This is a genomic window from Gemmatimonadales bacterium (assembly GCA_030697825.1).
Classification (GTDB): Bacteria; Gemmatimonadota; Gemmatimonadetes; order Gemmatimonadales; family JACORV01; genus JACORV01.
In genome coordinates, this window is the sequence record JAUYOW010000102.1 from 1 (window position 1) to 25715 (window position 25715).

Genomic DNA, 25715 nt, shown 5'->3' on the forward strand with positions numbered 1-25715 from the left:
CCGAGAGGCCGAGCGCGCCGAGCATGGCGGCGAAATGGATGGTCCAGCGGAGGCCGTCGCTGGCGCCTCCGTTGTTCGCCATGGCCGCTTCCACGGCCGCGCGGCCGGCGTACTCCGCCTCCACGAACCCCTCGACCGGCAACGCGTGGTCGGTAGCGCGTTCTACGATGGCAGCGACGCGGGCATGGTCAATGTGGACGAGCGTACCGCCGGCGTCGAACAGGATGGCCCTCGGTGACGCCGTCCCGCCGTGCCGCCGTGCCCCCGTGCCACCTTTTTTCACTTCCCCGCCCTGAACCGCAGTATGGCGGCCAGCCGGTCCAAGCGCCGCGCCGGCGAGCCACGCACCACCGCGACCCGCGCCCGCTGGCGGAGCGCGTCCTCGATCGCGTCGTCGAGCAGGTCCGCGATGGGGAGCGGCTCGCCTTCCCCGCGCGCGGAGGCGGCATCCTGGGTTAGCCGGCCGCTGCCTGAGCACCGGAAGCCCGGCAACTCGGCGTCGTGATCCACCAGCAGCGTGCCCACTTGTCCCCGCGCCAGCGCCTTCAGCGTGGGCTCCACCCCGTTGGCCGCCCAGCCGGTGCCCGCGGCCGTGAGGTAGGCCTCGACGTCCCGTTCCGCGCGGCTCCGGGCCCGGTCGTCGAGGTAGTCGGTGACGCGCTCACGGACTTCTGCGGCCGTCACGTGCTTGGGCGTGAGGGTGATGGTCGCCACGGCGCGACGATCGGTGATGGATGGATGGAGATGGCGGATGAGGGCGCCGGGCTCGGCGCCGATCCCGCCTACCAGTAGTCCGGCGAACAGCTCGCTCCGGAGCCGCTGCGAGACTACCTCCGCTACGTGCGCCAGATGACGGTGCTTCTCCTCGCGGATCCGGTTGTGGAACCGGAACTCGCCGACGCCGGGCGCCGCACCGCGGTCCGGGTGGAACCTTCCCCCCCGCGTCGCGTCCGGCGCAACCAGGCCGTCAAGCTCCTGCGCACCTTCCAGCCCGCAGTCGAAGAGACGCGCCGACCGCCGGTCGGCCACGACCACCAGCACTCTGGTGCCGGACTCGGCCAGCGCGACCAGCTCGCCGACCACGGGCGTGCGGTCCACCAGCACGCGGCTCCGCAGAACGTAGGGGAGCCGGACCACTCGGAAGAAGCCCTTCGCCGCGAACACGGCCACGCCCCGCCCGCCCTCGAGGTTGGACGAGGACCGGAAGAACTCCTCGATCCGCGCCAGGGCTGCCCCGACGCTCTCGCGGTCGGCGTGCGAGAAGCCCGGGATGTCGAGTCGTAGGGCGGCCCGGCGGAGCCGGTTCTTGAGCTTGATGCGGTACTTGTCGCCGGCGCGGTCGCCCGTCTCGAGCTTCTGGTAACACGAGACGACCCAACCTGCCTGGTTGTCGAGCGCCAGCAGCTCGGCGAGCGCGCCATGAAGCTCCGTCGCTTTCGCCGTGCGCCCGTGCGCCGGTGCGCCCGTGCCCCCGTGCGCCCGTGCCCCTGTGCCCCCGTGCGCCCGTGCCCCTGTGCCCCCGTGCGCCTGCGCGTCTGTGCCCCCGTGCGCCTGTGCCTCTGTGCGCCCGTGCCCCCGTGCCCCTGTTCCGCCCCTAGAAAAAGACCGGCTCTCGGTACGCACCATAAACTCCTTCCAATGCCTCGCGGATCTCGAACAGCGTGCAGTACGAGCGCGCGCAGTCGAGCATCGCGGGGATCACGTTCTGGTTGTGGCGAGCGGCGTCGGCCAGCGTGTCGAGTTGCCGGCGGCACCGGTCGTTGTCGCGGGCGGAGCGCAGCTTGCGCATCCGCTCGGTCTGCTCCCGCTCTACCTCCTCGCCGATCTTGAGGAGCGGGATCCCTACCTCGGGCTCCTCCAAAACGAACTCGTTCACCCCGACGATGACCCGGCGGTTCTCTTCCGCGTCGCGCTGCTGCTTGGCCGCCGAGAGGGCGATATTGCGCTGGAACCAGCCCATCTCGATCCCCCGCACCACTCCGCCGATCTTGTCTATCTCGGCGAAGATGGCTTCTGCTTCCGACTCGAGCTTGTCGGTGAGCGCCTCGACGTAGTAGGAGCCGCCCATCGGGTCGGCGACGTTAGGCACGCCGGTCTCGTACGCCAGGATCTGCTGGGTGCGCAGCGCCAGCAGTACCGCCTCCTCGGTGGGGAGGGCGAGGGTTTCGTCCATGGAATTGGTGTGCAGCGACTGGGTACCGCCCAGCACCGCGGCGAGGGCCTGGTACGCGACGCGCACCACGTTGTTCATCGGCTGCTGCGCGGTGAGCGACACGCCGGCGGTCTGGGAATGGAAGCGCATGGTCCAGGAGCGGGGGCTCTTCGCTCCGTAGCGCTCGCGCATGTGACGCGCCCAGATGCGGCGCGCGGCGCGAAGCTTGGCGACCTCCTCGAAGAGGTCGTTGTGGATGTCCCAGAAGAAGCTGAGCCGCGGCGCGAAGGCGTCCACGTCGAGCCCTCGCGCGATGCCGTGCTCGACGTAGCAGAACCCGTTGGCGAGGGTGAAGGCCAGCTCCTGCGCCGCCGTCGCCCCTGCCTCGCGGATGTGGTAGCCGGAGATGGAGATGGTGTTCCACCGCGGCGTGTGTACCGCGCCCCACTCGAACATGTCCACGATGATCTTGAGCGCCGGCTCCGCCGGGTAGATCCAGGCGTGCTGGGCCATGTACTCCTTCAGCATGTCGTTCTGCACCGTGCCGCGCAGCTGCTCGCTCTTCACTCCCTGCCGCTCCGCCGCCGCGACGTAGAAGCAGAAGAGCATCGCCGCGGGCCCGTTGATCGTCATCGAGGTCGAGACCTGGTCGAGCGGGATCCCGTCGAACAGCGTCTCCATGTCGGCGAGGCTCGAGATGGCCACGCCGCACTTCCCCACCTCGCCGAGCGACCGCGGGTGATCCGAGTCGTAGCCCATCAGCGTGGGGAAGTCGAAGGCGACGGAGAGGCCGGTCTGGCCGCGGCCCAGCAGGAACTTGTAGCGCTCGTTGGTCTCTCGCGCGCCGCCGAAGCCGGCGAACTGCCGCATCGTCCAGAGGCGGCCGCGGTACCCGGTGGCGTGGATCCCGCGGGTGAACGGGTACTCGCCCGGCAGGCCGAGGCTGTTCGCGTGGTCGAGGTCCGCGACATCCAGGGGCGTGTACACCGGTTCGACGTCCCGTCCGGACACGCCGGTGAAATCGGCGTCGCGCAGCTCGGCGCGGGCGTACTTCTCGCGCCAGGCAGCCAGCTCGCGGCGCAGCGCCTCGAGCTCGCGCTCGCGCTCCTCCAAGCGGTCCGCGAGGTGTTTGGCCGCGAGATCGGTCTCCAGAACGCTCATGTCAGGCTCCCTTGCACTCGCGCGAGGATCCCTTGCGCAGCTTGGTACGGGCTCACCCGGCCTGCGGATACGTCATCCAGCGCCGACTCCACGTCCCGCTTCGGACCGGCATCCGACCAGACCCACCGTTTGAGCGCGCGGTCCACGACCTCGCGGGTGCGTAACTCGCGGCGGCGCTTCCGGCGAGCCGCCAGCGTTCCCGCGGCCTCGAGGTGCGCGTAGTGCCGGTCGAGCGCGTCCACCAGTTCGGCGACGCCGGTGTTATCGGCGGCGACCGTCGCGAGCACCGGCGGCTCCCACGCGGCTGGGCTCACGGCCGCAGCCTCGGACCCCTGGGCGCCGGTGCCCCCGTGCCCCTGTGCCCCTTTCTTGAGGCCCGCCCCGTGATGCGCTCGCACATGCCGATACGCCTGCCCGCTCCGCATCCCCATCGCGACTTCGAGTTCCTGCCGCAGCCCGTCCGCGCCGGGCCGGTCCGCCTTGTTCACCACGAAGACATCGGCGATCTCCATCAATCCGGCTTTCATGACCTGGATGCCATCGCCGGACTCGGGGACCAGCATGACCACGGTGGTGTCCGCCGCGGCTGCCACGTCCAGCTCCGACTGCCCGACCCCGACCGTCTCGATAAGGATACGGTCGAAGCCGTAGGCGTCCATGACGTCGGCCACTTCGCCGGTCGTGGTCGCCATGCCGCCCTGAGACCCGCGCGTGGCCATGGACCGGATGAACACGCCGGGATCGAGGGAGGCGCGTTCCATCCGGATGCGGTCGCCGAGGAGCGCACCGCCGGTGAAGGGGCTGGAGGGATCCACCGCGATGACGGCTACTGTGAGCCCGCGCGACCTATAGGAAGCTACGAGCCGCTCGATCAGGGTGCTCTTGCCGGCGCCTGGTGGGCCGGTGATGCCGATCCGGCGGGAGCGGCCGAGCTTGCCGTGGAGGCCGGCGAGCAGCTCCTCGAAGCCGGGGGCGCCATTCTCCACCAGTGAAATGGCACGGGCGAGGGCGGCGGTCGTCCGCCCGGCGAGGCCATCTAGGAGTGGTTGAATGGACACGACCTAAATCAAAGCCAGACTTGGGAATAGGTCAAGATTGGGGGGGGCATCCTGGGGGTAGCTTCAATCTGGCGCGCGGAAGGCGGGGCGCGAGGCCGATACCATTGACGAGGCCCAACCCTGGCGTAGCTTGGCGCCAAGGAACTGGAGGACCACGCCGGATGAACAAACGTGAGTTCGTGCGCACCCGCCGGATGCACTTAGCGCCGGTTGACCATGCGTCGCCGCTCGGAACGGGATCGCGGCCGCCTGGGCATCCACGATCTTCTGCTGCATGACGGCGACATATCGTCCTTCCATGGAGGACAAATTGCTATTGTCTTGTCCTTAGTGCCAAGGACAATTAGCGGCCGCGGGCGGCGCGCAGGCGCTTGATCTGCTCGAGGGCTTCGACGTCCGCGATATCGAGCGGCCGGCCGCTTCGCTTGCTGGCGATGAGGTCGTCGATCCCGACGAGCGGAACCTCCACCCCGTCAACATCCACGCGTGAGGCGCCCGGCAGGGCGGTGCGGTAGTTGATGCTCCACGCGCCCAGGAAGATGTCCACCCCCGGGTCGTCGCCGATGACCGTGATGGGGCGCGCCAGGATCTCGGCGGCCGTGAGCTCGCGGGCGAAGCCGTAGCCGACGGTCGCGAGCGCCTCGAGCACCCGTTCCGCGTTCTCGCGGGTGGGCTCGATGAGGATGTCCACGTCCGTGGTGGCGCGGACGTAGCCGTGGAGCACGCACGCTGCTCCGCCGATCACCAGGTACTTCGCATCGCAGCCGTTGAGCGCGGCGCAGACCTGGATGATGCGACTCCTCACCCGCCGATTCGTTGCGCCGTCTTCCACAGGTCGTAGTCGTCCCAGGATTCGAAGCCGATCACTTGGTGGCGCCGGCCGCGGCGCTGCCGCGAGCGGGCCAGACGACCCAGCTCCTCGGCGCGCTCGAGTCGTGCGGCCGGGGTCAGCGCCAACTCGGCCTCGAGGTGGCGGAGCCGCGCGCGCTCGACGTCGGCGGCGGGTGCCGCGTACGGCGCCGGCGCGTCTTCGCGCACCAGGGCCGGCGCGCGCGCGCCCCTCCCGGCATCGTCGCGAACGGCGCCGGCGAGGAAGCCTCGCAGCGCCTCGGCCACCACCCAGCTGCGGGAGCGCTGGAGGGCGCTGGCGCGGCGATCGGCCTCCTTGAGGAGGCGGGCCGGCACGGTCACCGTAACGCGGGCGAGAGCCACGGAATCATACTACGTATGAGTGACTCATATCGCAAGGCCCGCGCCCGTCCGGCCGCCCTTGCGCGCCGCGGGAGGCCGAGGATATCATCGGAGTGCGTGCGAAGCCACTGCGGCGCAGGTGCGCCGCGCGGAGAGGGCCGGGGCGATTGTCCCGGCCTTCATGTTTTCCGGTTACGGGCCCGCGTGCCTGGGTCAGCGAGCGCGCAGGACGGCCTGCCGGCCACAGATGGCGAGGCCGCTCGCTGGCTGCGGAGAACGCTCGAGAGCATGGCGACGCCGTGCTCCGTGAAGGCGTACCGTCGGGCCCGGCGCGCACCGCCCCAACTTGAAGTCACAGATTGTGACTTCAAGATGCGGCAAAGCGTACGGAGGATACCGACTCCCGCCCCATGACCTTGAGGTGCCAGACTGGCTCCTCAAGTTCCGGAACTCTTCCGCAGAAAGGCGAAACATGAAATCTGGAGGAAAGCGCTGGATGTTGCGTCTTACCGCGCGCATGAGAGCTTTCGTCTCCACTCCGTACATCTCGGCCAGCACGGCATCGAGCAGGACCTTGTGACCGCGCAAGAGCATGATGGCGCTTGTGATGCGCTCAAAGGGCACAAGGCTCGCTTCCGACATTGGATCATCGTAGCTGAATCAGATCACCACCGAATTACCAAGCGAGGACCTAGGGTAGTCTGCCGCGGAAGACCCATGTCATCGTTTCCTCCCGTTTCAGGATCATGGCAACGCACCGCCTGCTCGCCGGCGCTGGATGTGCACCACCTTGCCGCTCGCGCCGGAGCCTCTCACCAGCTTCTCCACGGCGGCTCGCGCCTCGGCTTCGGTCCGGCCGTGGAGGTCTAGCGTCACGGCGGGGCGCGCGTCGAGAAGTGCGCCATGCGAAGAGTACCGCGGCTGGCGAGGCATCAGGCCGCGCCGACGGCGCGCGCTACATACTCCCGATACGGTGCCGGCCCGGAGCAAACCGGATCGGCCGCCGAGGTGGATGTCGGGCATGGATGATTCTACGGTGGCGATGGGTCGGGCCGCGAGTCGCCGAACCGATCCGCTTCCGACGGGGCACGACGGGCACCATGAGGTCGCGGATCGCCCGGAATACGACCCGAAGCTGGCTATCGTAGCGGCGCTCGAGATCCTCCAGTTTTCGCGCCAGTTCGGCGTTCGAAGCCAGCATGAGCCGAATTCTCACGAAGGCACGCACGATCTGTACGCTTGTTTCGACCGCCGTTGGGCTGTTCAAGATGCTGGCAAGCATGACCGCACCGTGTTCCGTGAATACGTTCGGCAGTTTCCGGCGTCCGCCCCAGTCGGCACTTGAAGTCGCAAATTGCGACTTCAAGGTCGCGGCTTCATCAGCCGTGAGCCGGAACATGAAATCCTCTGGAAACCGCGCCAGATTGCGCTTGACTTGCTCGTTCAGGCGCTTGGTCGTAACCCCGTAGAGGACCGCGAGGTCAGCGTCCAGCATGACCCGCTGACCCCGCACAACGTGGATGGCGGACTCGATACGCTCGGCTGGAACAATGGCCATGGCCCAAGATGGAGCCCTCGGCGACGCACGCCCAACCGGAAACGCGCGTCGCGGATCAATTCATTGCATCAAGGCAGCCCGGCGTTAAGACTCGTCCCTGACCCGCCGCGTGCGCTCCGGGTAGCTCAGCTTGTCCTCGTGCATGGCGCGGCGCGCGGGCGGCGCGTGACTCGCTTCCGGTGAGGAACTTCAGCGAACGAGGACACGGTAGCCGCCCTCGCCGTCGTCGAGGTCCCATTCGCGGACCAAGGGCGCCAGCGACCCCTTGAGCATGCCGCGAACCAGGTTCTTCAGCACCGGCGAGCCGCGGGAGCTTTTCCCCTTCCCCGTGATGATGTGCACCACCTTGCCGCTCGCGCCGGAGCCTCTCACCAGCTTCTCCACGGCGGCTCGCGCCTCGGCTTCGGTGCGGCCGTGGAGGTCGAGCGTCACGGCGGGCCGCGCGTCGAGCAGTGCGTCATGAGAAGAGTACCGCGGCTGGCGAGGCATCAGCGGCGCCTCCAAGTTGAGGTTCGTGGCCTCACCAGTCTAGGCGTCGCCTCGCCGGCGGCAAGTGATGCGACGGCGCTCGCGGCCTGCGCGGTGTAGCTTGGGGGCGATGCAGCGGTATCGTCTACTCGCGGCCGATGGGTCATTCCGGGATAGCGTGGTGCCCGGCCAGCTCGCGGGCAACCGGCGGAGCCGGATCTATGGGCGGCTGGATTGTCCGTCGGCGATCCGGGTGTTGCAGAAGGGTTACGCGAAGTGGCGGGTGTTCTTTGCGGATGAGGCGGCGGCTGTGGCGGTGTGGTATCGGCCGTGTGGCAGGTGCCTGCCGATTGAGTATCGGGCCTGGAAACTCACTTGCTCGGACCCGAGGAGAGGATGACCCGACTGGACCAAGACGATGTTTGGAGCCTCTACGCGTCAAGTCTGAAGCGGGCGAAAGAAAAGCTCGCCGAGCTCAGCGTGTTTTCTGGGAAAGAGCCGCATTTCTCCGGCCTGAGCGGTTGGGTGTTCGAGCAGACAGTCCAGCACTGCATTCGAAAGGAACTCAAGGCCAAAAGGGTAAGGGCGGAGGTGACAGAACAGGTGAGCCTTGGAGGAAGAGCCAAGGCGGATCTCGTTGTCGGGACCGTGGCGATTGAGATCAAGACGAGCGGACTCTTCAGCTTGAAGGATGCCACCAAGTACAAGCGGTACAGGAAGGCAGCCGAGGCGAGGGGCCTTCGGTACGTGTATCTGACATGGGAGGAGAGCTTCCTGCCCTACAAGCGCGCGCTTGATAGGGCGCTCGGAAAGAAGAACGTTTTCTACCTGAACGACGATGGGGAATGGCAGCGGTTCATTGCGTTCCTTGCTGGGTCAAGCAGCGTCCGTGCCGGAAGCCAACGTGCGGAATAGCGGGAGTTGACAGGAGAAGACGATTGCGGACCGTCGCGAGAATCCCGACGCGGGGCACGAACGCCGGGCCTATCTGCTCCAATCCGGGATGGCGGAACCGGCCTCGAACATCTGTACGTGTTTGTCGCCGACCGCGTACAAATCTAGCACCAACTTCCGGCTCAGCGCGGCCGGGATCTTGCGAAGCTGACGAATCCACTCAGGAGCGTCCGGAACCGCGAGCCCGTATCGAACGCGGGGGCTCTCGAGCTTCATTGACAGCAGCAGCTGCCCAACTGCTGAGTACATGGCTTGCTCGCGCTGCCTTGAAGAATCAGCCTCAACCTCGATTAGGCGCGTACCGAGCCTTACGTGCTCCGCGACCACGTCCACGGACCCGAACAGCGCGTGCTTTCCGAGGACGGCACCGAGCCTCTGAAGGCCTGCAAGTGCCTCCGCAGCACGTCCAGCCTTGTCGGGATGATGCTTGCCGCCCTTCGCCCGTTCCATCGGGTCAACGTCGACGGTTACAGCCCATCCATTCGCTGGGTGAAAGCAAAGCTGGACCAGCGCGCGCTTCACTTCAAGCTGGTACATGTCTCGTCTCGCGGCACTGGACATCCGACATCCGCAAGGTCAACGGCCAAGGGGTCGCGAGTGCTGACCCCTCGCCTCCTCCGCAGGGTAGTTGGCGTGGTTGATCTGGATCTTTTCGTTCATTGCCCCGACAAAGTCAATGCCCACGCGCTCGCACAGCAACAGAAGCGCGATGCCCACGTCCGCCGCTTCCATCGCCACACGCTGGCAGTTGTCTGGCTCCTTCGACCACGCGTCCGCCTCGGCATTCGCGATCCAGCGGTATTCTGCCAACAGCTCCCCCGCCTCTGACGCCACCGCGATCGCGAGGTTCTTCGGGTCGTGGAACTGCTCCCACTCCCTCTCGGCCACGAATGCGCGCAGCCGGACTACCACGTCTTCAAGTCGATCGGCCATGCTCGCTCCTAGCCCCGGTACACCGTATCCACGTGCCACTCGAGGAATTCGCGCGCGGGACGTTCAAGCTCGCGATGGGGGAGATGTATCTCCGCGCCCGCCAGAGGCAAGTACGGCTCACCGTTGTCGAAGTCGTCCTTCAGTTTGCGGCTCACCAACACCTTTCGCTCGGGAGTGACCGAGATGTAGCCCCGGTCGAAGAGCGTGTGCACGTCCGAGCGCAGCAACAACCCGTTGTCGAGCCGGTGCTGGCCGCCCTCAGCCACGGGCTTGATGTGCGCCGCCTGGAGTACCGGCAGGGCCTTCTCACCCGAGATGGCGCACCGCCGGTTATACGCATCCGTCACCATGACCCGGAATGCGCCCTGGCGGAGTCGCATACGCCCACGCTGACCCTCGCCGTACATCGAACCGCCGATCTCGACGGGCCGCTCCGCACCGGCGTGCAGTGTCAGCGCCCGTGCCTCAAGTACTTGGTCCCACAGCGCACGACCCTCGCCAGCGCCGAGATCGTACCCTTTCCCTTGCACCACGCTCTTGGCGAAGTCGGTCGGAGCCGGGATCCATCGGTCTCGCGGGAGGAAAAACGGTTCCTGGAGCACGATGCAGCCGATCTCGTAGTCCTCGCGCGCACTGGGCGGGATCGCGCGCCGCCTCTCGATCAGCTGGCGCATCCGTGTGTAGGATGGCGCCCCGTTCTTGATGCCGAAAGTGTCCCAGACGATGCTCACGGGCAGCCGCGTGAAGGACGCGAAGAACCCGCCGCCGGCAATGAAGTTCAACGGCCAATGGAGCTTGAACAGCAACGGCCCGCCGTCGGAGAGCTGCCTGAAGTCGCGCCCCCCGCTGGGCTGCCAGAAGTTGACCTCGTCGATGCCCTCCTGCGCCGCGAGGAATTCGAACCAGTCGTTGTCGGTCACGGCGACGAAGGCCTTCACAGCGCCATAATAACCGCCAGGCAGGCCACGCGGAACAGGCTTGAACTTCTGCTAGGCCGCCAGGAACCGCTCGTACCGCTCCGCAAGGTAGTCCCGGTTCGGCCTGAGCTCCGTCCGCCGCGGCAGTTGGATCAACGCCCCGTGCATCTCCTTGAGCCCGTGCTGGAGCATCGGGCCGTCGCGTTCATCCAGTACGTCGTGCCGGATCGTGATCAGACAGTCCGGCGAAATGCCGAGGATGTCCACGTCGAAGGCGGCGTGGTGGATCTTGCATAACGCCAGCCCGTTTGGCACCTCGGGCCGGCCCCGCTCGTCCCGGTCCGGCAGGATGTGAGCCGCGTCGAGCAGCTCACCATGCCGGAGATGGCACACCGCGCACGAAGTGTGATACGCCCGTACCACCAGCTCGCGGAACCGGTGTTGGTGGAGGCGTTTCTTCACTGACACGGTCTGGTACCCGCGCTGCGCCGCGAACTGCGTCGGATCGATCCCGGGCGCGATCGGCGCATAGCCGAGGACGTCGGCCGCAACGTGGAACGTCAGATCCGCCGGGTCGTCACCCACCACGTACACCGGATAGACCGCTTCGTACAGGCCTGGCTCGATCCCGTAGAAGTAGATGAGCGGGCGTTGCACCTCCATCGCCCGCCGCACCGCCCGGTTGGTCCACAGGTCCGGATCCTCGCCCTGATAGCGATACACAAACCACCCGTCCTCGGACGCCACCTGATCGTCGTAAGGCGGCGTCTTACCCGCCCGCGGCGGCGTGGTGGTGATTGACAGCGCCGGCCCCTCGGCGCCTAACTGCTTCGGCCGCCAGATGCCGCGATACCGATTGAATAGGGGGATGCGCTCGCCGCGGAACTCGAACCCCGCCTCGAGATCGGCGAGCGAGACCAGGCCGCCCGACCGGTCGCGCAGCCGGCTGAGGTGATCGAACGCCGCGAGTCGGAGCTCCCAGTCCGCGTCCACGCCACTCACGATGCGCCCGTTCAGCCCAGAGCGCTAGGCAGGCCGGCGCGTCTCCGACACAAGGTTGACCTCACCCCTTTGCCACCCTCATCCTCTCCCCCATGCGCCATCCCTTGACCGCCGCCTTCGCGGCCTTGCTCCTAACGCCCGCCGAGCCCGTGTGAAAACGCCACTTTGGCAGCAGTGGCAGCGTTGTAAATCAACAACTTAGGGGTGCTCAGAACGGTGTTTTCGCACAGGCTCCGCCCTGGCCGCTGCCCAGTCCACCGCGCCGCCCCCGCCCCCGGCTGCCGCCAGAGCGGCCACCACGCCACCCGCGCCCGGGCGCGTCGTGCTCCCCGCGTCCTTCGACTCGGCGCGCACCTATCCGGTCATCGTCATGTTCCCCGCCTCGAGCGGCACCGCCCTGTCGCTCTTCGAGAGCTACCAGCCGCCGGAAGGCGCGATCGTGGTCCTCAGCGCAGGCCAGGGTTCGCCCGACCTCCGCACCGGCTACGTTTGGACCCGCACCATCGCGCGCTACGACCAGCAGCTGCGCGCCGACCTCGCCGCGCTCGCGCGGGAGCGCCGCGCGGACACCACCCGCGTCGTGCTCGCCGGCTTCTCCATGGGCGGCGACCTCGCCTGGGCCCTCGCGCTCCGGAACCCCCAGCGCGTCCGCGGCGCCGTCGTCATGAGCAGCCGCGCCCGCTACCGCGCCCGCGCCACCGACATGCGCACCCTGGCCGCGAACGGCGCCCGGTTCTTCCTCACCATCGGCGGCGCTGAGGATCCCACCCGCCGCGCCGGCGCCCTCGCCGCCGCCCGCCTCCTCGACTCGCTCCAGATCGCCAACCGCTTCCGCGAGATCTCCGGCGCCGGCCACGCCCGGGCGCCGGCGGAGATCTGGGAGGAGGCGCTGGCCTACGTGCTCCGGCGGGATTGATTCTCCCAACCTCAACGTGAGGTCGCGAATTGCGACTTCACCGCAGCGAACTGGGCGACACGACCGAAGTTCCCGCCCCGATGACCCTTTGGTGATATCAGCCCGCCACATTGCCCGAGCCGACCACGACCACTGTTGACGGCGACTCTCCAATCGCCTAGTTTCACCATATGGTTATGGTGCTTCAGTATGCCGCGATGGGCCTCCAGGGCCGTGAAACGGATCCGCCACCTCGCGGTCCTCGGTCGGGTACGGTTGACCCACAAGGCGCGTCTCGAGCTCGCGGAGCTCGCCATCGGCCTGGGCGCCAGCGACGTGCCGGCGCTGCTCGCTGGGCTCGATACGGGCAACGCGGCGTCGCGCTACCGTTCCTCGCTCACCGGCGAGTGGCTGCATGTCTTCCATCCGGTCGCCGCCGGTGTCCGCCTGTACATCAAGGTCGTGCTGCGCCATCACTGCGTCGTCGTCTCCTTCCATGAAGACGAAAGCACCGAGGAGAGCCATGAGGGCTGATCGCACCCGCGCCGGAGCGCACCCTCGCCGCACAACCGTCCTCCCCGACGACGCGTGCCCCACCTGCGGCACGATGATGGTCGAGCGCCGCGCCGCGCTCACGCTCCCGGTGAACAGCGAGGTGATGCGGGTGCCGGACTGCTCCCACCTCCGCTGCCCCAGGTGCGGTGAGATCGTCCTGCGCCTGGACGAGGCGCGGGCCCTCGATCGCGGGGCGTTCGACCGGTACCGGACCAAATACGGCCTGCTCTCCAGCACCGAGATCCGGGCCATCCGGCAGCGCCACGGCCTCACCCAAGGCCAGCTGGCGCACCTGCTCAGGCTCGGCAGCAATACCGTTTCGCGCTGGGAAGCCGGCCGCAACGTGCAGTCGGCGGCGATGGACGTGTTGCTCAGGCTCGTTCGCGACGTGCCTGAGAGTCTGAACTACCTGCGAACCCACCCAGCGTAGCGGGTGCCCATCGGCTTCGCCCCTCTCGCGGGCGCCGGGAGTGGGGGGAGTGACGGCATGAGGGCGTCGTTCACACTACCGCGAAGTTGAACTCGGCGGCAGCCTCGGCAACCACCGACGTCATCGCGGCGTCGGCCAGGGCGCGGTGGAACACCGGCCGGGCCGGCAGCGCATCGGCGCGTTCGTACAGCGCCACGGCCGGCTGGTTGCCGTCCATGCTCGAGGCGGAGAGCAGCCCCTCGAGCGCCGGGTACGCGTCGTAAATCGCCCGCGACCAGCGCCGCGCCCTGGCGCGCGGGCCGGAGTTAATCGCCATGGATGCACGGGCCTTGGTGGGCCACGAGCCGGTGAGATCCAGCAACGTCACCGGAAGGGCCAGATCGAACGCCACCAGCCAGGGCTCGCGCCGGCTACAATCAATGGTGCGGTCCTCGGAATCGTGGGAGCGGGCGCTCCCGGCGCCCTGCCGGTCGCTCAACTCGTCGCTCCCCCCCCCCCGCCCGGCCGGGGCTGGGCCGCGGGCGCGGCGCCGGCTCGCCGGATCACCAGGCGGCCGAGCCGGCTCGGCGTTCCCTCCAGGACATCGAACTCGAGCCCGCCGAGTAACAGGCGCTCGCCGAGCTGCGGGATGCGGCCCGCGCCCCAGGCCAGGTAACCGCCGGCGGTCTCAACCTTGGGCGGGGGGACGATCTTGGTCCCGAAGTGCTCATTCATGAGGGCGAGCGGGTAGCTCGAGTCCACGACCAGCACCCCCGGCGAGGCGGGCGCGGCCGGCTGGGCCGGGGCGTCGTCGAGCTCGTCGAAGATCTCGCCGACCAGCTCCTCCAGCAGGTCCTCCATGGTGATGAGCCCCGCCGTGCCCCCGAACTCGTCCAGGACGATGGCGAGGTGCCGGCCCTCCCGCTTGAGGTCGAGCAGCGCGTCGGCGCAACGGCGCGAGGCGGGGATGGCGGCGACCGGACGCACCCGCACCGGGCCGTCCGGCCCCGCCTTGATGAGGTCGAAGGCGTGGACCATCCCGACGATCTCATCCAGCGTGGCGCGGTACAGCGGCATCCGCGTGTAGCCGGAGGTCGCGACCAGCTCGGCCAGCTCGGCGACGCTCGAGGCCTCGGGCGCGGCGACGATCCGGATGCGCGGCGTCATCACCTCGTGGACCACGCGGTCCACAAATGCCATCACGCCGGTCACGATCTCCAGCTCGTCCTCGCGCGCGAGGCCGGCGCTGGTGCTGTCGCGGAAGAGCGCCTCCACTTCGCCGCGCTCGGTGGCGGCGCGGCCGCGGATGATGCGCCCGACCAGCCCGGTGGCGAGGCGGAGTCGCGGCACCAGGGCTCGCACCAGCGTTTCCGGCCAGCGGCGCCCGACGGCCCGCGGAAGGAAGTAGACGACGAGGCTGACCAGCGGTAGCCCGAACCCGAGCTCCAGGGCGAGCGTTCGCGCGTCGCCGGCGTCGCGCAGCGCCCATGGCGCCGCCACGCCCGCTATGGTCACCCCGATCGCGACCAGAGCGTTCGCCACGGAGGCGATGTCGCCGGGACGGGAGAGGAGCGTGGCCGCCGCGTCGGCGCCCGCCAATCTTCGAGCGACCCAGCGGGTCAGCTCGAGGCGGCTGGTCGCGACGGTGGCGACAGCCGTGGTGGCGCCCAGGGCGGCCAATGCGAGGCCGAGGAGCACGACGATGGCGCTCACCCTGGCTCACCGCCAACCGCGGGAGGGGCGAGCCGCTCGAACCGCAGCCGCGAGATGCTGCGCTTCTCGACCCGCTCCACCGTGACGCGATAGCCGGGGATCTCGGTCGTTTCGCCGTTCTCCGGGACGTGGCCGAGGGCCGCGTACACGAAGCCGCCCGCGGTCGTCACCTCTTCGTGCTCGAGCGGCACCCCGAGTGCGGCGGAGAGATCGTCCACCGGCGCGCGCCCATCCACCACGAACGTCCCCGGCGCGGTCTCGACGATGGGCTGGCCTTCGGGCGCGTCATACTCGTCGCGGATCTCGCCGACGATCTCCTCCAGCACGTCTTCGAGGGTGACGATGCCCGCCGTGCCGCCGAACTCGTCCACCACCACCGCCAGGTGGCTCGGCCCGCGCTGGAAGTCGCGCAGCTGGGTGTCGAGCGTCTTCACCTCGGGCACCATCTCAACGGGCCGGACCAGCTTGCGCCAGTCGGCCTCCGCGTCCGGCCGGGCGAATCGCGCCGGCAGGAGGTCCTTGGCGTACAGCACGCCCACGATGTGGTCGAGGTCTCCGTCCATGACCGGGAGCCGGGCGTGCTCGGCCGCCGCCACCCGGCGGACCGCTTCGTCGAAGGGCGCGCGCAGGTCCACGCCCAGTACGTCCACGCGCGGCGTCATCACTTCGCTCACCATGGTGTCCGCGAGCACGAATACGCCGAGGAGCATGTCGCGCTGGGCCTTGCCGACCGTCGGGTGCTTCGCGGTCGAGACGCCGAAGAGGCGGGAGAAAGCGCGATCGAGGATGCCGGCGGCGATGAACAGCGGCACCAGGAGGCCGAGCGAGGCGGTGGTGACGCGCACCGCCCAAACGCCGAGGTGCGCGGCGCGCCAGAATCCGACGGTGCGCGGCGCGAGGTCGCCGAGGATCGCGAGGACGGCGACGATCACCGCCAGCGAGAGCACCGCGGCGGGCAGGCTCGCGTTCCACCAGCGCAGCGCGCCGGAGAGCGCTATCGCGGCGAGGGTGAGGAAGACGATCCGGCCCAGCGAAAGGGCGCGGCGCAGGCGCTCCGGCTTCTCGGCGTACGCGCGGGGGAGCGCGGCCTCGGCGAGCTTGGGCTCGGCGGCGAGCGCGCCCTCAGCGAGGGCTAACAGCGCGGCCCAGACCACGGCGAGCGCGGCGCCGAGCACGGCCGGGAGGGTCTCGGTCATCGCGCCAGCCGCGCGAACCGCCGCAGGTAGCGTTCCTGCCGCTGCCACATCGAGCCCTTGGTCCGGCCCTCGCCCTCGGGATGGTCGTAGCCGAGCACGTGCAGGACGCCGTGGACGACCAAGCGGCGCGCCTCGTTCCTGACCGTGGTGGCGAAGCGGCGCGCCTGCACCGCGGCGACCGGCGGGCACACGTACACGTCGCCGAACACCGTGCGCCCGTGCGCCCCTGCGCCCGTGCCCTCTGACAAGCGGAAGGCGATCACGTCGGTCTCGCGGTCCCGGCCAAGGTAGGTGCGGTTCATGGTGCGGATGCGGCGCCGGCCGACGAAGGTGACGGAGAGCGCGGCCCGGCGCACGCGTTCGGCGCGCAGCACCGCCGTCGCAAGGCGCGCCACGCCCGCCGCCGACAAGGGGCACCGCGCCAGAGCCCGGACCCGCACGTCAATTGGCGCGGCCGCTCTCCCAGTCGGCGGTGAGCCCCCCGGCATCCTCGGGGTACTCGACCCGGTTGTGGTACATCCCCGACAGCACCCGGACGAACTCCCGCTGCACGATGTCCACCTGCCGCAGGGTGAGCGGGGCCTCCCGCAGCTGGCCGGCCTCGATCCGGTTCCTCACCAGGTGATCGATGGCGTCCTCGATCTTCTCCGGCGTGGGTTCGTCGAGGACCCGCAGCGCCGCCTCCACCGAGTCCGCCAGCATTGCCACCGCCGTCTCCGCCGATTGCGGGAGCGGGCCCGGATAGTGGAAATCCTCTTCCCTTAGCGACGACGTCGGGTTGAGGTCCCTGGCGCGCTCGAGGAAGAACGAGATCGGCGAAGTGCCGTGGTGCTCGGGGATGAAGCGCGCGATGACCTCGGGGAGGTGATGCTCCTCCGCGAGCGCCAGGCCGTCCTCAACGTGACGGCGGATCACCGCGCCCGACTGGGCCGGCGTCAGATGCTCGTGCGGGTTGCGGGCGTGTCCCTGGTTCTCCACGAAGTACTGAGGGTGCTTGAGCTTCCCGACGTCGTGGTAGTAACACCCGACGCGGGCGAGCAGGCCGTTCGCGCCGATGGCGTTGCACGCCGCCTCGCACAGGTTGGCCATCGCCACCGAATGGGCGTAGGTGCCCGGGGCCTCGGTGGCCAGCCGTCGCAACAGCGGCCGGTCGGGGTCGCTCAGCTCCAGGAGCCGGAGGTCCGTGGTGCTGTGCGTGACCGCTTCGGCGAGCGGCAGGACCAGCATGGCGAGGGCGGCGCTCCCCAGCGCGTTGACGCCGCCGTACATCGCGGACGCGCCGATCGCGCGGAGGGATTCCTCGCCCGCCGCGCCCGAGAGCGCGGCCGCGCCGGCGTACAGCGCCGCCACCACGCCGATCGCCGCGTACACCTGAGTGCGATGGCGGATGCGCCGCATGGATAGCGTCGCGCCCACGCCGCCCACGAAACAGAAGACCAGGGCGTCCGATCCGCGCAGGACGGGCTGGGCGCCTATCAGCGCGGCGATGGTCATGGCGGCTACGGCGGCCACGCGCGCGTCGAAGAGCACGGCGAGCAGGATGGCCGGCAGCGCCACGGGGATCAGCTCGACCCGGCCGGGGGCGTACCGGGTCAGCAAGCCGGCGGAGACCGCCACGAACGCGAAGGCGCCGGCGAAGAACGCCACCTGGCGCATCGAGCGGTAGATGTCAGGACGGTAGAAGAGGCAGATGACGCCGAACAGCGTCACGATCAGCGCATCGAGCCCGAGCGCACCCAGGGTTGTGATACCGCCGCGCACCGGGTCCCTTCCACGCCTCCCGAGGATCTCGCGCAGGGCATCGATCCTGGCCGCGGCCTCGTCGGTCACCACCTCGTGCTCGCCGACGATCTTCTCGCCGGAGAGCACGACGGTCGTGAAGGAATCCACCGTCGCTCGGAAGGTGAAGCGGAAGGGAGCGATGACGTCGGAGGGCGCGATGCTCCCCACCTCGACGCGCTCCGGCCCGCCGGCGGCGGCGCTTGGAAACGCGCCCCAAGTGAGCACCGCCACGAGCGGCACCAGCCCGAAGCGTTGAAGATGGAAGAGGAACCGGCGGCGCGACGCGCTCATCTCAGCCGGTGGCGTCCTCTTGGTACGCCTTGATGATCTCGCGCACCAGCCGGTGGCGGACCACGTCCCCGTCCTCGAGATAGCAGAAGGCGACGCCGTCTATCCCGGGCAGCACTCGCTCCACCTGGAGGATCCCCGACTCCTCGCGCACCGGCAGGTCTATCTGGGTCTTGTCCGCCGTGACCACGGCGCGCGAGTTCACGCCGAGCCGGGTGAGGAACATCTTCATCTGCATCCCGGTGGTGTTCTGGGCCTCGTCCAGGATCACGAACGCGTCGGCGAGGGTGCGGCCGCGCATGTAGGCGAGCGGCGCGATCTCGATGGTCCGGGTTTCGAGGGCGCGCTGCACCTTCTCGTGCGGCATCATGTCCTCGAGCGCGTCGTAGAGCGGCCGGAGGTACGGGTCCACCTTGGCCTGGAGGTCGCCGGGGAGGAAGCCCAAACGCTCGCCGGCTTCGACGGCGGGGCGCGCCAGGATGATCCGCTTCACCCGCTTCTTCTGGAGCATGTCCACCGCAACGGCTACCGCGAGGTAGGTCTTGCCCGTGCCCGCGGGGCCGATGGACACGACGATCTCGCTGTCGTACATCGCCTGGAGGTAGGCGCGCTGGCCCGCGGTCTTGGGAGCGACTACCCGCCGGAGCCCCGGCAGCACGACCTTGAGGTCGCCGTTCCTTCCCAGGTCGCCGCGGCCCTTCCCCACGTCGTCCGCCAGGAGGCGCACGTCCTCCGCGCTCATCGCGTCGCCCAGGCGCGCCAGCTGGATCATCCCCGCCGCGATCGGCGTCGCGCGCTCCACCGCCTCCAGCGACCCCGCGATGGAGAGCTGGTCGCCGCGCAGCGAGACCCGCACGCCGGCCAGCCGCGCCAGCTCCTGGAGGTTGGCGTCGTTGACGCCGGAGAGCGCGAGCGGGTCCGCGCCCTCGACGTTGATCCGGTGTACGACGTCGTCGGGGTTCGTCACGTCACGACCTTGAGGCGCAACACGTAGAGGTCCTCCTTACTCGCCGGCGCGGGCGCGCCCTCGAACAGCGCGCGCGCGGCGGTCGTCTTGGGGAACGCGATCACTTCACGCAGCGACTCCGCCCCGGCGAGGAGCATCACGATCCGGTCGAAGCCGAGCGCGATCCCGCCGTGCGGCGGCGCCCCCGCCCTCAGTCCCTCCAGCAGGAAGCCGAAGCGCGCTTCGACGTCGTCCGGCGCCATGCCGAGCCGGTCGAACACCTGCTGCTGGAGCGCCGGGTCCACGATGCGGATGGATCCGCTCCCCAGCTCGACTCCGTTGTAGACCGGGTCGTAGTGCATCGAGCGCACCCGCTCCGGCTCGCTCGCCAGCAGGGCGCGGTCGTCGGGGTGCGGCGCCGTGAACGGGTGGTGCATCGGCGCCAGCGCGCCGCTTCCGGGATCGCGCTCGAACATCGGGAATTGCTCGATCCACACGAAGGCATGCTTCGCCCTGGGCTGGAGCTTCAGGCGCCTGACGAGTTCCTGGCGCACTCGTCCCAAGGCCGGTGACACGATCGAGTCCACGCCCGCGCACCCGAGCACCGCTTCACCCTCGGCCAGGCGGAGCGCTTCGACCGCGGCAGGGCCGAGGGCCTTGGCGCCGGGCCCGCTGACGCCGTCGGCGCCGCGCTTCGCCCAGAGCAGGCCGGAGGCGCGCATCGTCTTCGCCTCGTCGGTGAGCTGGTCGAAGTCCTTGCGGGAGAGCGCCGCCCCGCCCGGGGCGACGATGGCGCGTACCCGCTCACCGCGCCCCACCGCCGCGCGCAGGAACTCTCCGCTCTCGGAGCCGATGAGCCCGGTGATGTCGCGGATCTCGAGCGCGAAGCGCAGGTCCGGCTGGTCCGATCCGTATCGTTCCATCGCATCGCGGTAGGCCATCCGCGGGAACGGAGCCGCGACCTCGTGCCCCCCCTCCCGCCAGAGCGCCACGAGCACCGTCTCCGTCACGGCGTAGATGTCCTCCACGCCGATGAACGAGGCCTCGAGGTCTATCTGGGTGAATTCCGGCTGCCGGTCGGCGCGCAGGTCCTCGTCGCGGAAACAGCGCGCCAGCTGGAAGTATCGGTCGAAACCGGCCACCATCAGCAGTTGCTTGTAGAGCTGCGGCGACTGCGGGAGCGCGTAGAACTCGCCGGGATGGACCCGCGACGGGACGAGGTAGTCGCGCGCGCCTTCGGGCGTGGGCTTGGTGAGGATGGGGGTCTCTATCTCCAGGAACCCGAGCGCGGTCAGCTCCGCCCGCGCCCGCTGGAGCAGGCGATGGCGCAGCTCCAGGTTGGCGTACAGCTCCGGACGGCGGAGGTCGAGGTGCCGGTGCCGCAGCCGCAGTTCCTCCGCGGCCAGCACTTCGCCCTTCCCCCGCGCCACCGGGATCGCCGGCGTCGCCGCCGGGCCGATCACCTCCACGGCCGCCGCCCGCACTTCCACCTCGCCGGTCGGCAGGTCGGGATTGGCCTGCCCCGCCGGCCGGGCGGCCACGACGCCGCGCACCGACACGACGGTCTCGGGCGTCAGGCCCGCGGCCACCGCGAGCGCGTCCGGCGCGTCGGGACCGAACGCCACCTGGGCGATCCCCTCGCGGTCGCGCAGGTCGATGAACACCAGCCCGCCGAGGTCGCGCCGCCGGTGGACCCAGCCACCCAATTGAACGCTCTGCCCGATGTGCGCGGCCCTGAGTTCGCCGCACCGGTGGGTGCGCATCGACGTCCGACTCATCGAACCCATGCCGCCACCCTCCTCCGCGCGAGCGCCGCCCACAGCGTGAGCCCCGCGCCGGCGCCCAGCGCATCGAACGTCCAGTCCACCGCGGACGCCTCGCGGCCGGGAATGAGGAGCTGGTGCGTCTCGTCGAGCGCGCCGACACCCGCCAGCACCACCCACAGGACGATCGCGCCGGTCCCGGACCGGCCGCGCGCCGCCGCCCGAGCCACCAGCGCGCCGAGGACCAGGTACATCCCGAAGTGCCCGAGGAAATCGATCGGGTGGCCGAGCCCGCCGGGCAGGACGCTCCCCGGCAACGATGTCGCGGTGAGCTGAATCGCGAGCCATCCCGCCACCTGCCACCAGGCCCGACGCCGCCCGTCTTCCACTCTACTGCCCCTCCGATTCCTTGACGACCCGGACGAACTCCTCGGGGGTGGCCGCCCGGAGCAGCCGCTCCCGCACCGCGTCGCGCCGCACCAGCCGCGCGATGCGGGCCAGGGCCCGCACCTGCACCCCCGCCGCCGACTCCGGCCCCACCAGGAGGAAGATCAGCCGCACCGGCTGTCCATCCAGCGCACCGTATTCGATGGGCTCCGTCGCCACCCCGGCGACCATCGTCAGTCCGGCCAGGGTCGGGGTGCGGGCATGCGGGATCGCGACCCCGTAGCCGAAGCCCGTGGACTGGCACTCTTCACGGTCGCGTACCGAGTGCAGGATGTCGTCGGCGTCCCCGCCCGAAGTGCTCACGAGCAGGTCGACCAGTTCGCGGAGGACGCTCGACTTGTCCCGGGAAGTGAGGGGGACCGTGACGCGGTCGGGGGCCAGCAGCTGGCTCAGCAACACTGCGGCTGGACAAGCCTCATGATGGGCGGAAGTTAATGGCGTTTCAGAACTTGAGCAAGAAAAGCGGTTGCTTGACACCTTTCCGGCCGGGGGTGAACCTTCGCCGATGAGAAGCAGGGCGGACGGACCGACGGACGGATGACGATGGTAAGCAGTGCCCGGGTGGCGGTGGTGCTCGCGCTCGCCGCGCCGGCGGTGGCGTCGGCCCAGGTCGCCGCGATCGCTTCCGACCTCTGGCGGGTGGCAGCGGGCACCCTCGTCGAACCCGACGCCGTCGCATCGGGAGGCGCCGCGCCGCTCTGGACGCCGGCCGTCGTGCTGGCGGGATCCTCCGCGAGGGTCCGGGTCGGCATCGAGACCATCCACGCGCCGTCGGAGATCGGCGTCAACGGCGGCATCGCCGCGGTCGGCGTGCGACTCGGCGAGCTCGGCACACTCAATGCCGTCTACGGACGTATCGGTCTCGGCGACCTGGTGCGGACCGAGACCAGTCCCGAAGGGCTTACCGGCTCCCTTCCAGTCTACGCGCAGGTCCTCTCCCTCGGCGCCGCCCGCCAGGTAAGTCCCGCTCTGGTCGCTGGCGCGGCCTTTCGCCTCCAAAGCGGCCGGCTCGCCGATCGCGCGCGCACCCAGGTCGGGCTGGACGTGGGCGTCGTATACACCATCATGCCCGGCTTCCGCCTCGGAGTGACTACCAGGTTCTGGGACCCCACGCTTCGCCGAGCGGAGAAAGCCTCGAGCTACGCGCTCGGCGGCGAGTACCGGACGCCCGGCTTCCCGATGTGGGGGACGGAGGCCGCCTTCGTGGCGCGCTACGGCGCGACGCTCCTGCACGGCGAATCACCCCAGCACCTCATCTCGGGCGGGCTCGCGCTCGGAGACGCGCTCGAGCTCGATGCCGGCACCGCATACGAGGAGGCCGCCGGCGAATCCGTCTGGCGCGCCCGCTTCGGTCTCGCGGTGGGCGCGGGGCGCTACCGCATCGTGGTGGCGCGTGACGGCGGCGTGAACGGGTTCGGGGCCACCTATCGCTTCGGCCTCGCGGCCTCGTTCCGATGAGCACGATCCTCGACCTCGTGCCGCGCGACGCCGCGAAAGCGCTCGGCGACTGGCTCGCCGCGCGCGGTGAGCCGGCGTACCGGCTACAGCAGATCCTGCCTCGCTTGTGGCAGCAGCCCGTAGCCCGGTGGGCGGACGCATCCAATCTCCCCGCATCGCTCCGCCAAGACCTGGACAACGAGTGGCCGCTGGGCCGGCTCACCCTGGCGGTGCGGCAGGACTCGACCGACGGCACGGCGAAGTTCCTCTGGCGGCTGCCCGACGGCGAAGCTATCGAGGCGGTGCTGATCCCCGAGGGGGCGCGCCGCACCCTCTGCATCTCGTCGCAGGCGGGCTGCCCGCTCAAGTGCGCCTTCTGCGCCACCGGGACGATGGGCCTCAACCGCAACCTCGCGGCGTGGGAGATCGCCGCGCAGGTGCGGGAGATGCTGCTGCTGGCCGAGCCGGTGAAGCCGACCAATGTCGTGTTCATGGGAATGGGTGAGCCGCTGGTCAACTGGGAGGCGGTGGGCCCCGCCCTCACGATCCTCAACGACCCGGAGGGCTTCGGGATCGGGGCGCGGCACATCACGGTGTCAACGGTGGGTATCCTGCCCGGGCTCGCGGAGCTGGCGAGGCGACCGGAGCAGTTCCGGCTCGCGATCTCGCTGCATGCGCCGACCAGCGAGACGCGCCTTTCCATCATGCCGATCGAGAAGCGCTACCCGCTGGCCCAGGTGCTGGCCGCGGCGAAGAGGTTCACGCGGCGAGTCACCTTCGAGTACGTGCTGATCGGCGACGTGAACGATCGCGACGAGGACCTGGCGGCGCTGGCGATCATCGCGAAGGAGAGCGGCGCGCTGGTGAACCTGCTGCCGCTCCATCCCGGCGGCGCGCCCGGGCTCAAGCCTTCGCCCACGCGGCGGATGTACTGGTTCGCGTCCGCCCTCAGGCGGCGCGGCGTGGAAGCGGTGCTGCGCCGGAGCCGCGGGCTTGACATCGACGCGGCGTGCGGCCAGCTACGGATCGCGAGCGGCGGAGACCAGGCCCGCGAAGTCCCGTCCCAGCCGGACGGTGATGTCCACCAGGCGGCCGGGGTCAGGCGCGGCGCGCACCGCACCCGCGCCTAACGCGCCGACGGCCCGCTCTCCGGCCGACATCGGGCCGCGGCGGACCAGGACCAGGGTGCTGTCGATCGCCGCGCCCGTGTCGGACCCGAAGTAGACGACGTCGAGCCCCGCGTCGCGCAGGCGCCGGGTCGCCGCGCGAGCCAGTCCCACCGCGGGCGTGGTGTTCAGCACCTCGACCACCACGCGTTCCCCCTCGCCCTCACCGGGGATGGCCCGGGCGCGCTCGACCGACGCCCCGTGCTTCGACAGGCGGAAGAGGGCGGCCGTGGTGCCCGCGAGGAGCCCGAGCGCGACTATCGCGCCGACGAGGAGTCGCCCGCGACCAGGCTGTTCCATAGTTCCCACGTTTCCTTCCTGATGGGCGTGCCTTCGTGCAGCAGCCACGTCATGCGCCGAGCCACGACCGCGCGCAGAGCCGCGCCCGGATCGCGCGGCACCAGCGCCGCCAGCGCGTCCAGCGCGGGGCGCTCGGGTTGGCGGCCGGGCTCGAGGTGATCGGCGAGGAACAGCATCCGGCCCGCCTCGTCCCAAGCGGTGTAACCGACCGAGTGATAGCGCGCGGCGTCGAGCACTCCGCGGTCGGTCTCGCCTCCCCGCTCCGCCGCCGCGGCCGCCGCGGGCCCGTGCCAGAGCGAGGCCGGCCACGATCCCTGCGGCGCGTACCGCGCCAGGACCTCCGTCGGCGCATCGCGCAGCGCGTCGTGCAGTCGCGCCGCCCGGCCCCACCGCTCCGCCTCGCTCGTGCCCACGCCGCGCTCCTCCGCCCACCGCGCGACCAGCGCCTCCACCCGCGCGATGTGCGCCACCCGCTCCGGGCTCACCACCGCCCACTCCGGCAGCCCTTCAGTCGGTACCCTCACGGCCCGACGGTCCGTCCGTCCTGCTTCTCCTCCAGCCGGACATCACCCTCGAGCCCCTCGCCCAGGATGACGTTGTCTATCAGCCGCGTCCGCCTGACCCGAACGGCGGCGGCCAAGTACGAGCGCGCGGTCGCCGCGTGGTTCGGCAGGAAGGTGTCCGCATCGATGACGTTGATGTACTCCGTCGTCACGTCCTCGTCCGCGCCGAGCACCTTCCACGCCGCGGCGATCACCGAGCCGGCCCTGCGATCGCCGGCGCGAAAGGCCGCGACGCCCGCGGCGAGCGCGCGCGGGAGCGCCAGCGCTTTCGCGCGGGCCTCGGCGTCGAGATAGACGTTGCGGGAGCTGAGCGCCAAGCCGTCCGCGTCCCGCACCAGCGGCGCGACCGCGATCTCCACCGGGAGATCGAAGTCCCGCGCCATGAAGCGGACCAGCGCCGCCTGCTGCGCGTCCTTCCGTCCGAACACCGCCACCTGAGGCTGCACGATCGAAACCAGTTTTAACACGACGGTGAGCACCCCGGCGAAGTGTCCGGGCCGCACCGCGCCTTCGAGGATGGTCCCGACCGGCCCCGGCTGGACGGTGACGACCGGCGGCGCGGGGTACACCGCTTCGGGCGGCGGCGTCCAGAGAAGGTCCACTCCCGCCCGTTCCGCCAGAGCCTGGTCGCGCGCGAGGTCGCGTGGGTATCTGGTGAAGTCTTCGTTGGGCCCGAACTGGAGCGGGTTGACGAAGATGCTCATCACGACGAGGTCGCTCTTGGCGCGCGCCGTGCGCACCAGCGAGAGATGCCCCTCGTGGAGGTAGCCCATCGTCGGGACGAAGCCCACCCGCCGGCCCGCCCGCAGGGCGGCGGCCGAGGCGTCCCGCATTTCCTCCGGGGTGATGACGACGCGCATT

General features: G+C 69.9%; 32 protein-coding genes. 7 read left to right on the top strand and 25 right to left on the bottom strand.

The window, feature by feature from the left end; all coding sequences use genetic code 11:
• The 9 genes from Q8Q85_05215 to Q8Q85_05255 all read right to left on the bottom strand — a co-directional run.
• The coding region (locus Q8Q85_05215; protein ID MDP3773649.1) for a hypothetical protein at positions 1–283 on the bottom strand (283 nt) is incomplete at its 3' end.
• Complete coding sequence (locus Q8Q85_05220; protein MDP3773650.1) at positions 280–1623, bottom strand: hypothetical protein; 1344 nt, start codon at positions 1621–1623, stop codon at positions 280–282. The genes Q8Q85_05215 and Q8Q85_05220, both read right to left, overlap by 4 nt.
• The gene (locus Q8Q85_05225; GenBank protein ID MDP3773651.1) at positions 1595–3313 is read right to left on the bottom strand and encodes a methylmalonyl-CoA mutase family protein; all 1719 of its coding nucleotides are present in this window, start codon (positions 3311–3313) and stop codon (positions 1595–1597) included. The genes Q8Q85_05220 and Q8Q85_05225 overlap by 29 nt, the downstream gene beginning before the upstream one ends.
• Positions 3310–4371, bottom strand: a complete 1062-nt coding sequence (gene meaB / locus Q8Q85_05230) for a methylmalonyl Co-A mutase-associated GTPase MeaB (protein MDP3773652.1) — start codon at positions 4369–4371, stop codon at positions 3310–3312. Before meaB ends, Q8Q85_05225 begins: the two co-directional genes overlap by 4 nt.
• Positions 4372–4714: 343 nt before the next feature.
• Positions 4715–5176: a hypothetical protein gene (locus tag Q8Q85_05235; GenBank protein ID MDP3773653.1), complete on the bottom strand. Its 462-nt coding sequence runs from the start codon at positions 5174–5176 to the stop codon at positions 4715–4717.
• Positions 5173–5583 carry a hypothetical protein gene (locus Q8Q85_05240; GenBank protein ID MDP3773654.1) on the bottom strand — a complete coding sequence of 137 codons (411 nt, stop codon included), beginning with the start codon at positions 5581–5583 and terminating at the stop codon, positions 5173–5175. Before Q8Q85_05240 ends, Q8Q85_05235 begins: the two co-directional genes overlap by 4 nt.
• A gap of 723 nt (positions 5584–6306) precedes the next feature.
• Entirely contained in the window at positions 6307–6438 is a 132-nt protein-coding gene (locus Q8Q85_05245; protein ID MDP3773655.1) for a hypothetical protein, read from the bottom strand.
• 79 nt (positions 6439–6517) lie between these two features.
• On the bottom strand, positions 6518–7120 hold the full coding sequence (locus tag Q8Q85_05250) for an ORF6N domain-containing protein (GenBank protein MDP3773656.1): 603 nt from the start codon (positions 7118–7120) through the stop codon (positions 6518–6520).
• Between the two features lie 189 nt (positions 7121–7309).
• The gene (locus Q8Q85_05255) at positions 7310–7609 is read right to left on the bottom strand and encodes a Smr/MutS family protein (GenBank protein ID MDP3773657.1); all 300 of its coding nucleotides are present in this window, start codon (positions 7607–7609) and stop codon (positions 7310–7312) included.
• Positions 7610–7718: 109 nt separating this feature from the next.
• On the opposite strand from Q8Q85_05255, the gene Q8Q85_05260 reads away from it, so the two are divergent.
• Together Q8Q85_05260 and Q8Q85_05265 are read left to right on the top strand one after the other, a co-directional pair.
• A complete protein-coding gene (locus tag Q8Q85_05260) occupies positions 7719–7988 on the top strand; it encodes an Ada metal-binding domain-containing protein (protein ID MDP3773658.1) in 270 nt (89 codons plus the stop codon).
• The gene (locus Q8Q85_05265) at positions 7985–8503 is read left to right on the top strand and encodes a hypothetical protein (GenBank protein MDP3773659.1); all 519 of its coding nucleotides are present in this window, start codon (positions 7985–7987) and stop codon (positions 8501–8503) included. The genes Q8Q85_05260 and Q8Q85_05265 overlap by 4 nt, the downstream gene beginning before the upstream one ends.
• 69 nt (positions 8504–8572) lie before the next feature.
• Here Q8Q85_05265 and Q8Q85_05270 read toward each other — a convergent pair whose 3' ends face one another.
• From Q8Q85_05270 to Q8Q85_05285, 4 genes are read right to left on the bottom strand one after another with little or no spacing between them, the layout of a single operon-like run.
• On the bottom strand, positions 8573–9079 hold the full coding sequence (locus tag Q8Q85_05270; protein MDP3773660.1) for a hypothetical protein: 507 nt from the start codon (positions 9077–9079) through the stop codon (positions 8573–8575).
• Positions 9080–9118: 39 nt separating this feature from the next.
• Entirely contained in the window at positions 9119–9475 is a 357-nt protein-coding gene (locus Q8Q85_05275; GenBank protein ID MDP3773661.1) for a nucleotide pyrophosphohydrolase, read from the bottom strand.
• An 8-nt stretch (positions 9476–9483) separates the two neighbouring features.
• Positions 9484–10413: an HNH endonuclease gene (locus Q8Q85_05280; protein ID MDP3773662.1), complete on the bottom strand. Its 930-nt coding sequence runs from the start codon at positions 10411–10413 to the stop codon at positions 9484–9486.
• A gap of 51 nt (positions 10414–10464) precedes the next feature.
• Positions 10465–11394, bottom strand: coding sequence for an HNH endonuclease (locus Q8Q85_05285; protein ID MDP3773663.1), 930 nt, complete (start codon positions 11392–11394; stop codon positions 10465–10467).
• Between the two features lie 322 nt (positions 11395–11716).
• On the opposite strand from Q8Q85_05285, the gene Q8Q85_05290 reads away from it, so the two are divergent.
• From Q8Q85_05290 to Q8Q85_05300, 3 genes are all read left to right on the top strand, one after another.
• Positions 11717–12310: an alpha/beta hydrolase gene (locus Q8Q85_05290; GenBank protein MDP3773664.1), complete on the top strand. Its 594-nt coding sequence runs from the start codon at positions 11717–11719 to the stop codon at positions 12308–12310.
• Positions 12311–12523: 213 nt separating this feature from the next.
• Entirely contained in the window at positions 12524–12823 is a 300-nt protein-coding gene (locus tag Q8Q85_05295; GenBank protein ID MDP3773665.1) for a type II toxin-antitoxin system MqsR family toxin, read from the top strand.
• On the top strand, positions 12813–13274 hold the full coding sequence (locus Q8Q85_05300; GenBank protein MDP3773666.1) for a type II toxin-antitoxin system MqsA family antitoxin: 462 nt from the start codon (positions 12813–12815) through the stop codon (positions 13272–13274). The genes Q8Q85_05295 and Q8Q85_05300 overlap by 11 nt, the downstream gene beginning before the upstream one ends.
• Positions 13275–13344: 70 nt before the next feature.
• Here the strand turns inward: Q8Q85_05300 and Q8Q85_05305 are convergent, their stop codons facing one another.
• The 9 genes from Q8Q85_05305 to Q8Q85_05345 are packed head-to-tail and all read right to left on the bottom strand — an operon-like array spanning position 13345 to position 21784.
• A complete protein-coding gene (locus Q8Q85_05305; protein MDP3773667.1) occupies positions 13345–13752 on the bottom strand; it encodes a hypothetical protein in 408 nt (135 codons plus the stop codon).
• Entirely contained in the window at positions 13749–14966 is a 1218-nt protein-coding gene (locus Q8Q85_05310; GenBank protein MDP3773668.1) for a hemolysin family protein, read from the bottom strand. Before Q8Q85_05310 ends, Q8Q85_05305 begins: the two co-directional genes overlap by 4 nt.
• Entirely contained in the window at positions 14963–16162 is a 1200-nt protein-coding gene (locus Q8Q85_05315; protein ID MDP3773669.1) for a hemolysin family protein, read from the bottom strand. The genes Q8Q85_05310 and Q8Q85_05315 overlap by 4 nt, the downstream gene beginning before the upstream one ends.
• Complete coding sequence (ybeY, locus tag Q8Q85_05320) at positions 16159–16557, bottom strand: rRNA maturation RNase YbeY (GenBank protein MDP3773670.1); 399 nt, start codon at positions 16555–16557, stop codon at positions 16159–16161. The genes Q8Q85_05315 and ybeY overlap by 4 nt, the downstream gene beginning before the upstream one ends.
• A 46-nt stretch (positions 16558–16603) precedes the next feature.
• Positions 16604–18235 carry an HDIG domain-containing protein gene (locus Q8Q85_05325; GenBank protein ID MDP3773671.1) on the bottom strand — a complete coding sequence of 544 codons (1632 nt, stop codon included), beginning with the start codon at positions 18233–18235 and terminating at the stop codon, positions 16604–16606.
• 1 nt (position 18236) lies between these two features.
• Positions 18237–19199 (bottom strand): PhoH family protein, encoded by a 963-nt coding sequence (locus tag Q8Q85_05330; GenBank protein ID MDP3773672.1) that lies wholly within the window; start codon positions 19197–19199, stop codon positions 18237–18239.
• Positions 19196–20965 carry an aspartate--tRNA ligase gene (gene aspS / locus Q8Q85_05335; GenBank protein ID MDP3773673.1) on the bottom strand — a complete coding sequence of 590 codons (1770 nt, stop codon included), beginning with the start codon at positions 20963–20965 and terminating at the stop codon, positions 19196–19198. The genes Q8Q85_05330 and aspS overlap by 4 nt, the downstream gene beginning before the upstream one ends.
• A complete protein-coding gene (locus Q8Q85_05340; GenBank protein MDP3773674.1) occupies positions 20953–21330 on the bottom strand; it encodes a VanZ family protein in 378 nt (125 codons plus the stop codon). The genes aspS and Q8Q85_05340 overlap by 13 nt, the downstream gene beginning before the upstream one ends.
• A 1-nt stretch (position 21331) precedes the next feature.
• Positions 21332–21784, bottom strand: coding sequence for a PTS sugar transporter subunit IIA (locus Q8Q85_05345; GenBank protein MDP3773675.1), 453 nt, complete (start codon positions 21782–21784; stop codon positions 21332–21334).
• A 147-nt stretch (positions 21785–21931) separates the two neighbouring features.
• Here Q8Q85_05345 and Q8Q85_05350 point away from each other — a divergent pair, with 147 nt between their 5' ends.
• Both Q8Q85_05350 and rlmN read left to right on the top strand, forming a co-directional pair.
• Positions 21932–22846 carry a hypothetical protein gene (locus Q8Q85_05350; protein ID MDP3773676.1) on the top strand — a complete coding sequence of 305 codons (915 nt, stop codon included), beginning with the start codon at positions 21932–21934 and terminating at the stop codon, positions 22844–22846.
• Positions 22843–23955, top strand: coding sequence for a 23S rRNA (adenine(2503)-C(2))-methyltransferase RlmN (gene rlmN / locus Q8Q85_05355; GenBank protein MDP3773677.1), 1113 nt, complete (start codon positions 22843–22845; stop codon positions 23953–23955). Before Q8Q85_05350 ends, rlmN begins: the two co-directional genes overlap by 4 nt.
• Here the strand turns inward: rlmN and Q8Q85_05360 are convergent.
• The 3 genes from Q8Q85_05360 to panC are packed head-to-tail and all read right to left on the bottom strand — an operon-like array spanning position 23845 to position 25714.
• A complete protein-coding gene (locus tag Q8Q85_05360; GenBank protein MDP3773678.1) occupies positions 23845–24291 on the bottom strand; it encodes a LytR C-terminal domain-containing protein in 447 nt (148 codons plus the stop codon). The two genes, rlmN and Q8Q85_05360, sit on opposite strands and share 111 nt — an antisense overlap.
• Entirely contained in the window at positions 24249–24815 is a 567-nt protein-coding gene (locus Q8Q85_05365; GenBank protein MDP3773679.1) for a hypothetical protein, read from the bottom strand. The genes Q8Q85_05360 and Q8Q85_05365 overlap by 43 nt, the downstream gene beginning before the upstream one ends.
• Positions 24812–25714 carry a pantoate--beta-alanine ligase gene (panC, locus tag Q8Q85_05370; protein MDP3773680.1) on the bottom strand — a complete coding sequence of 301 codons (903 nt, stop codon included), beginning with the start codon at positions 25712–25714 and terminating at the stop codon, positions 24812–24814. Before panC ends, Q8Q85_05365 begins: the two co-directional genes overlap by 4 nt.
• Position 25715 lies beyond the last annotated feature (1 nt).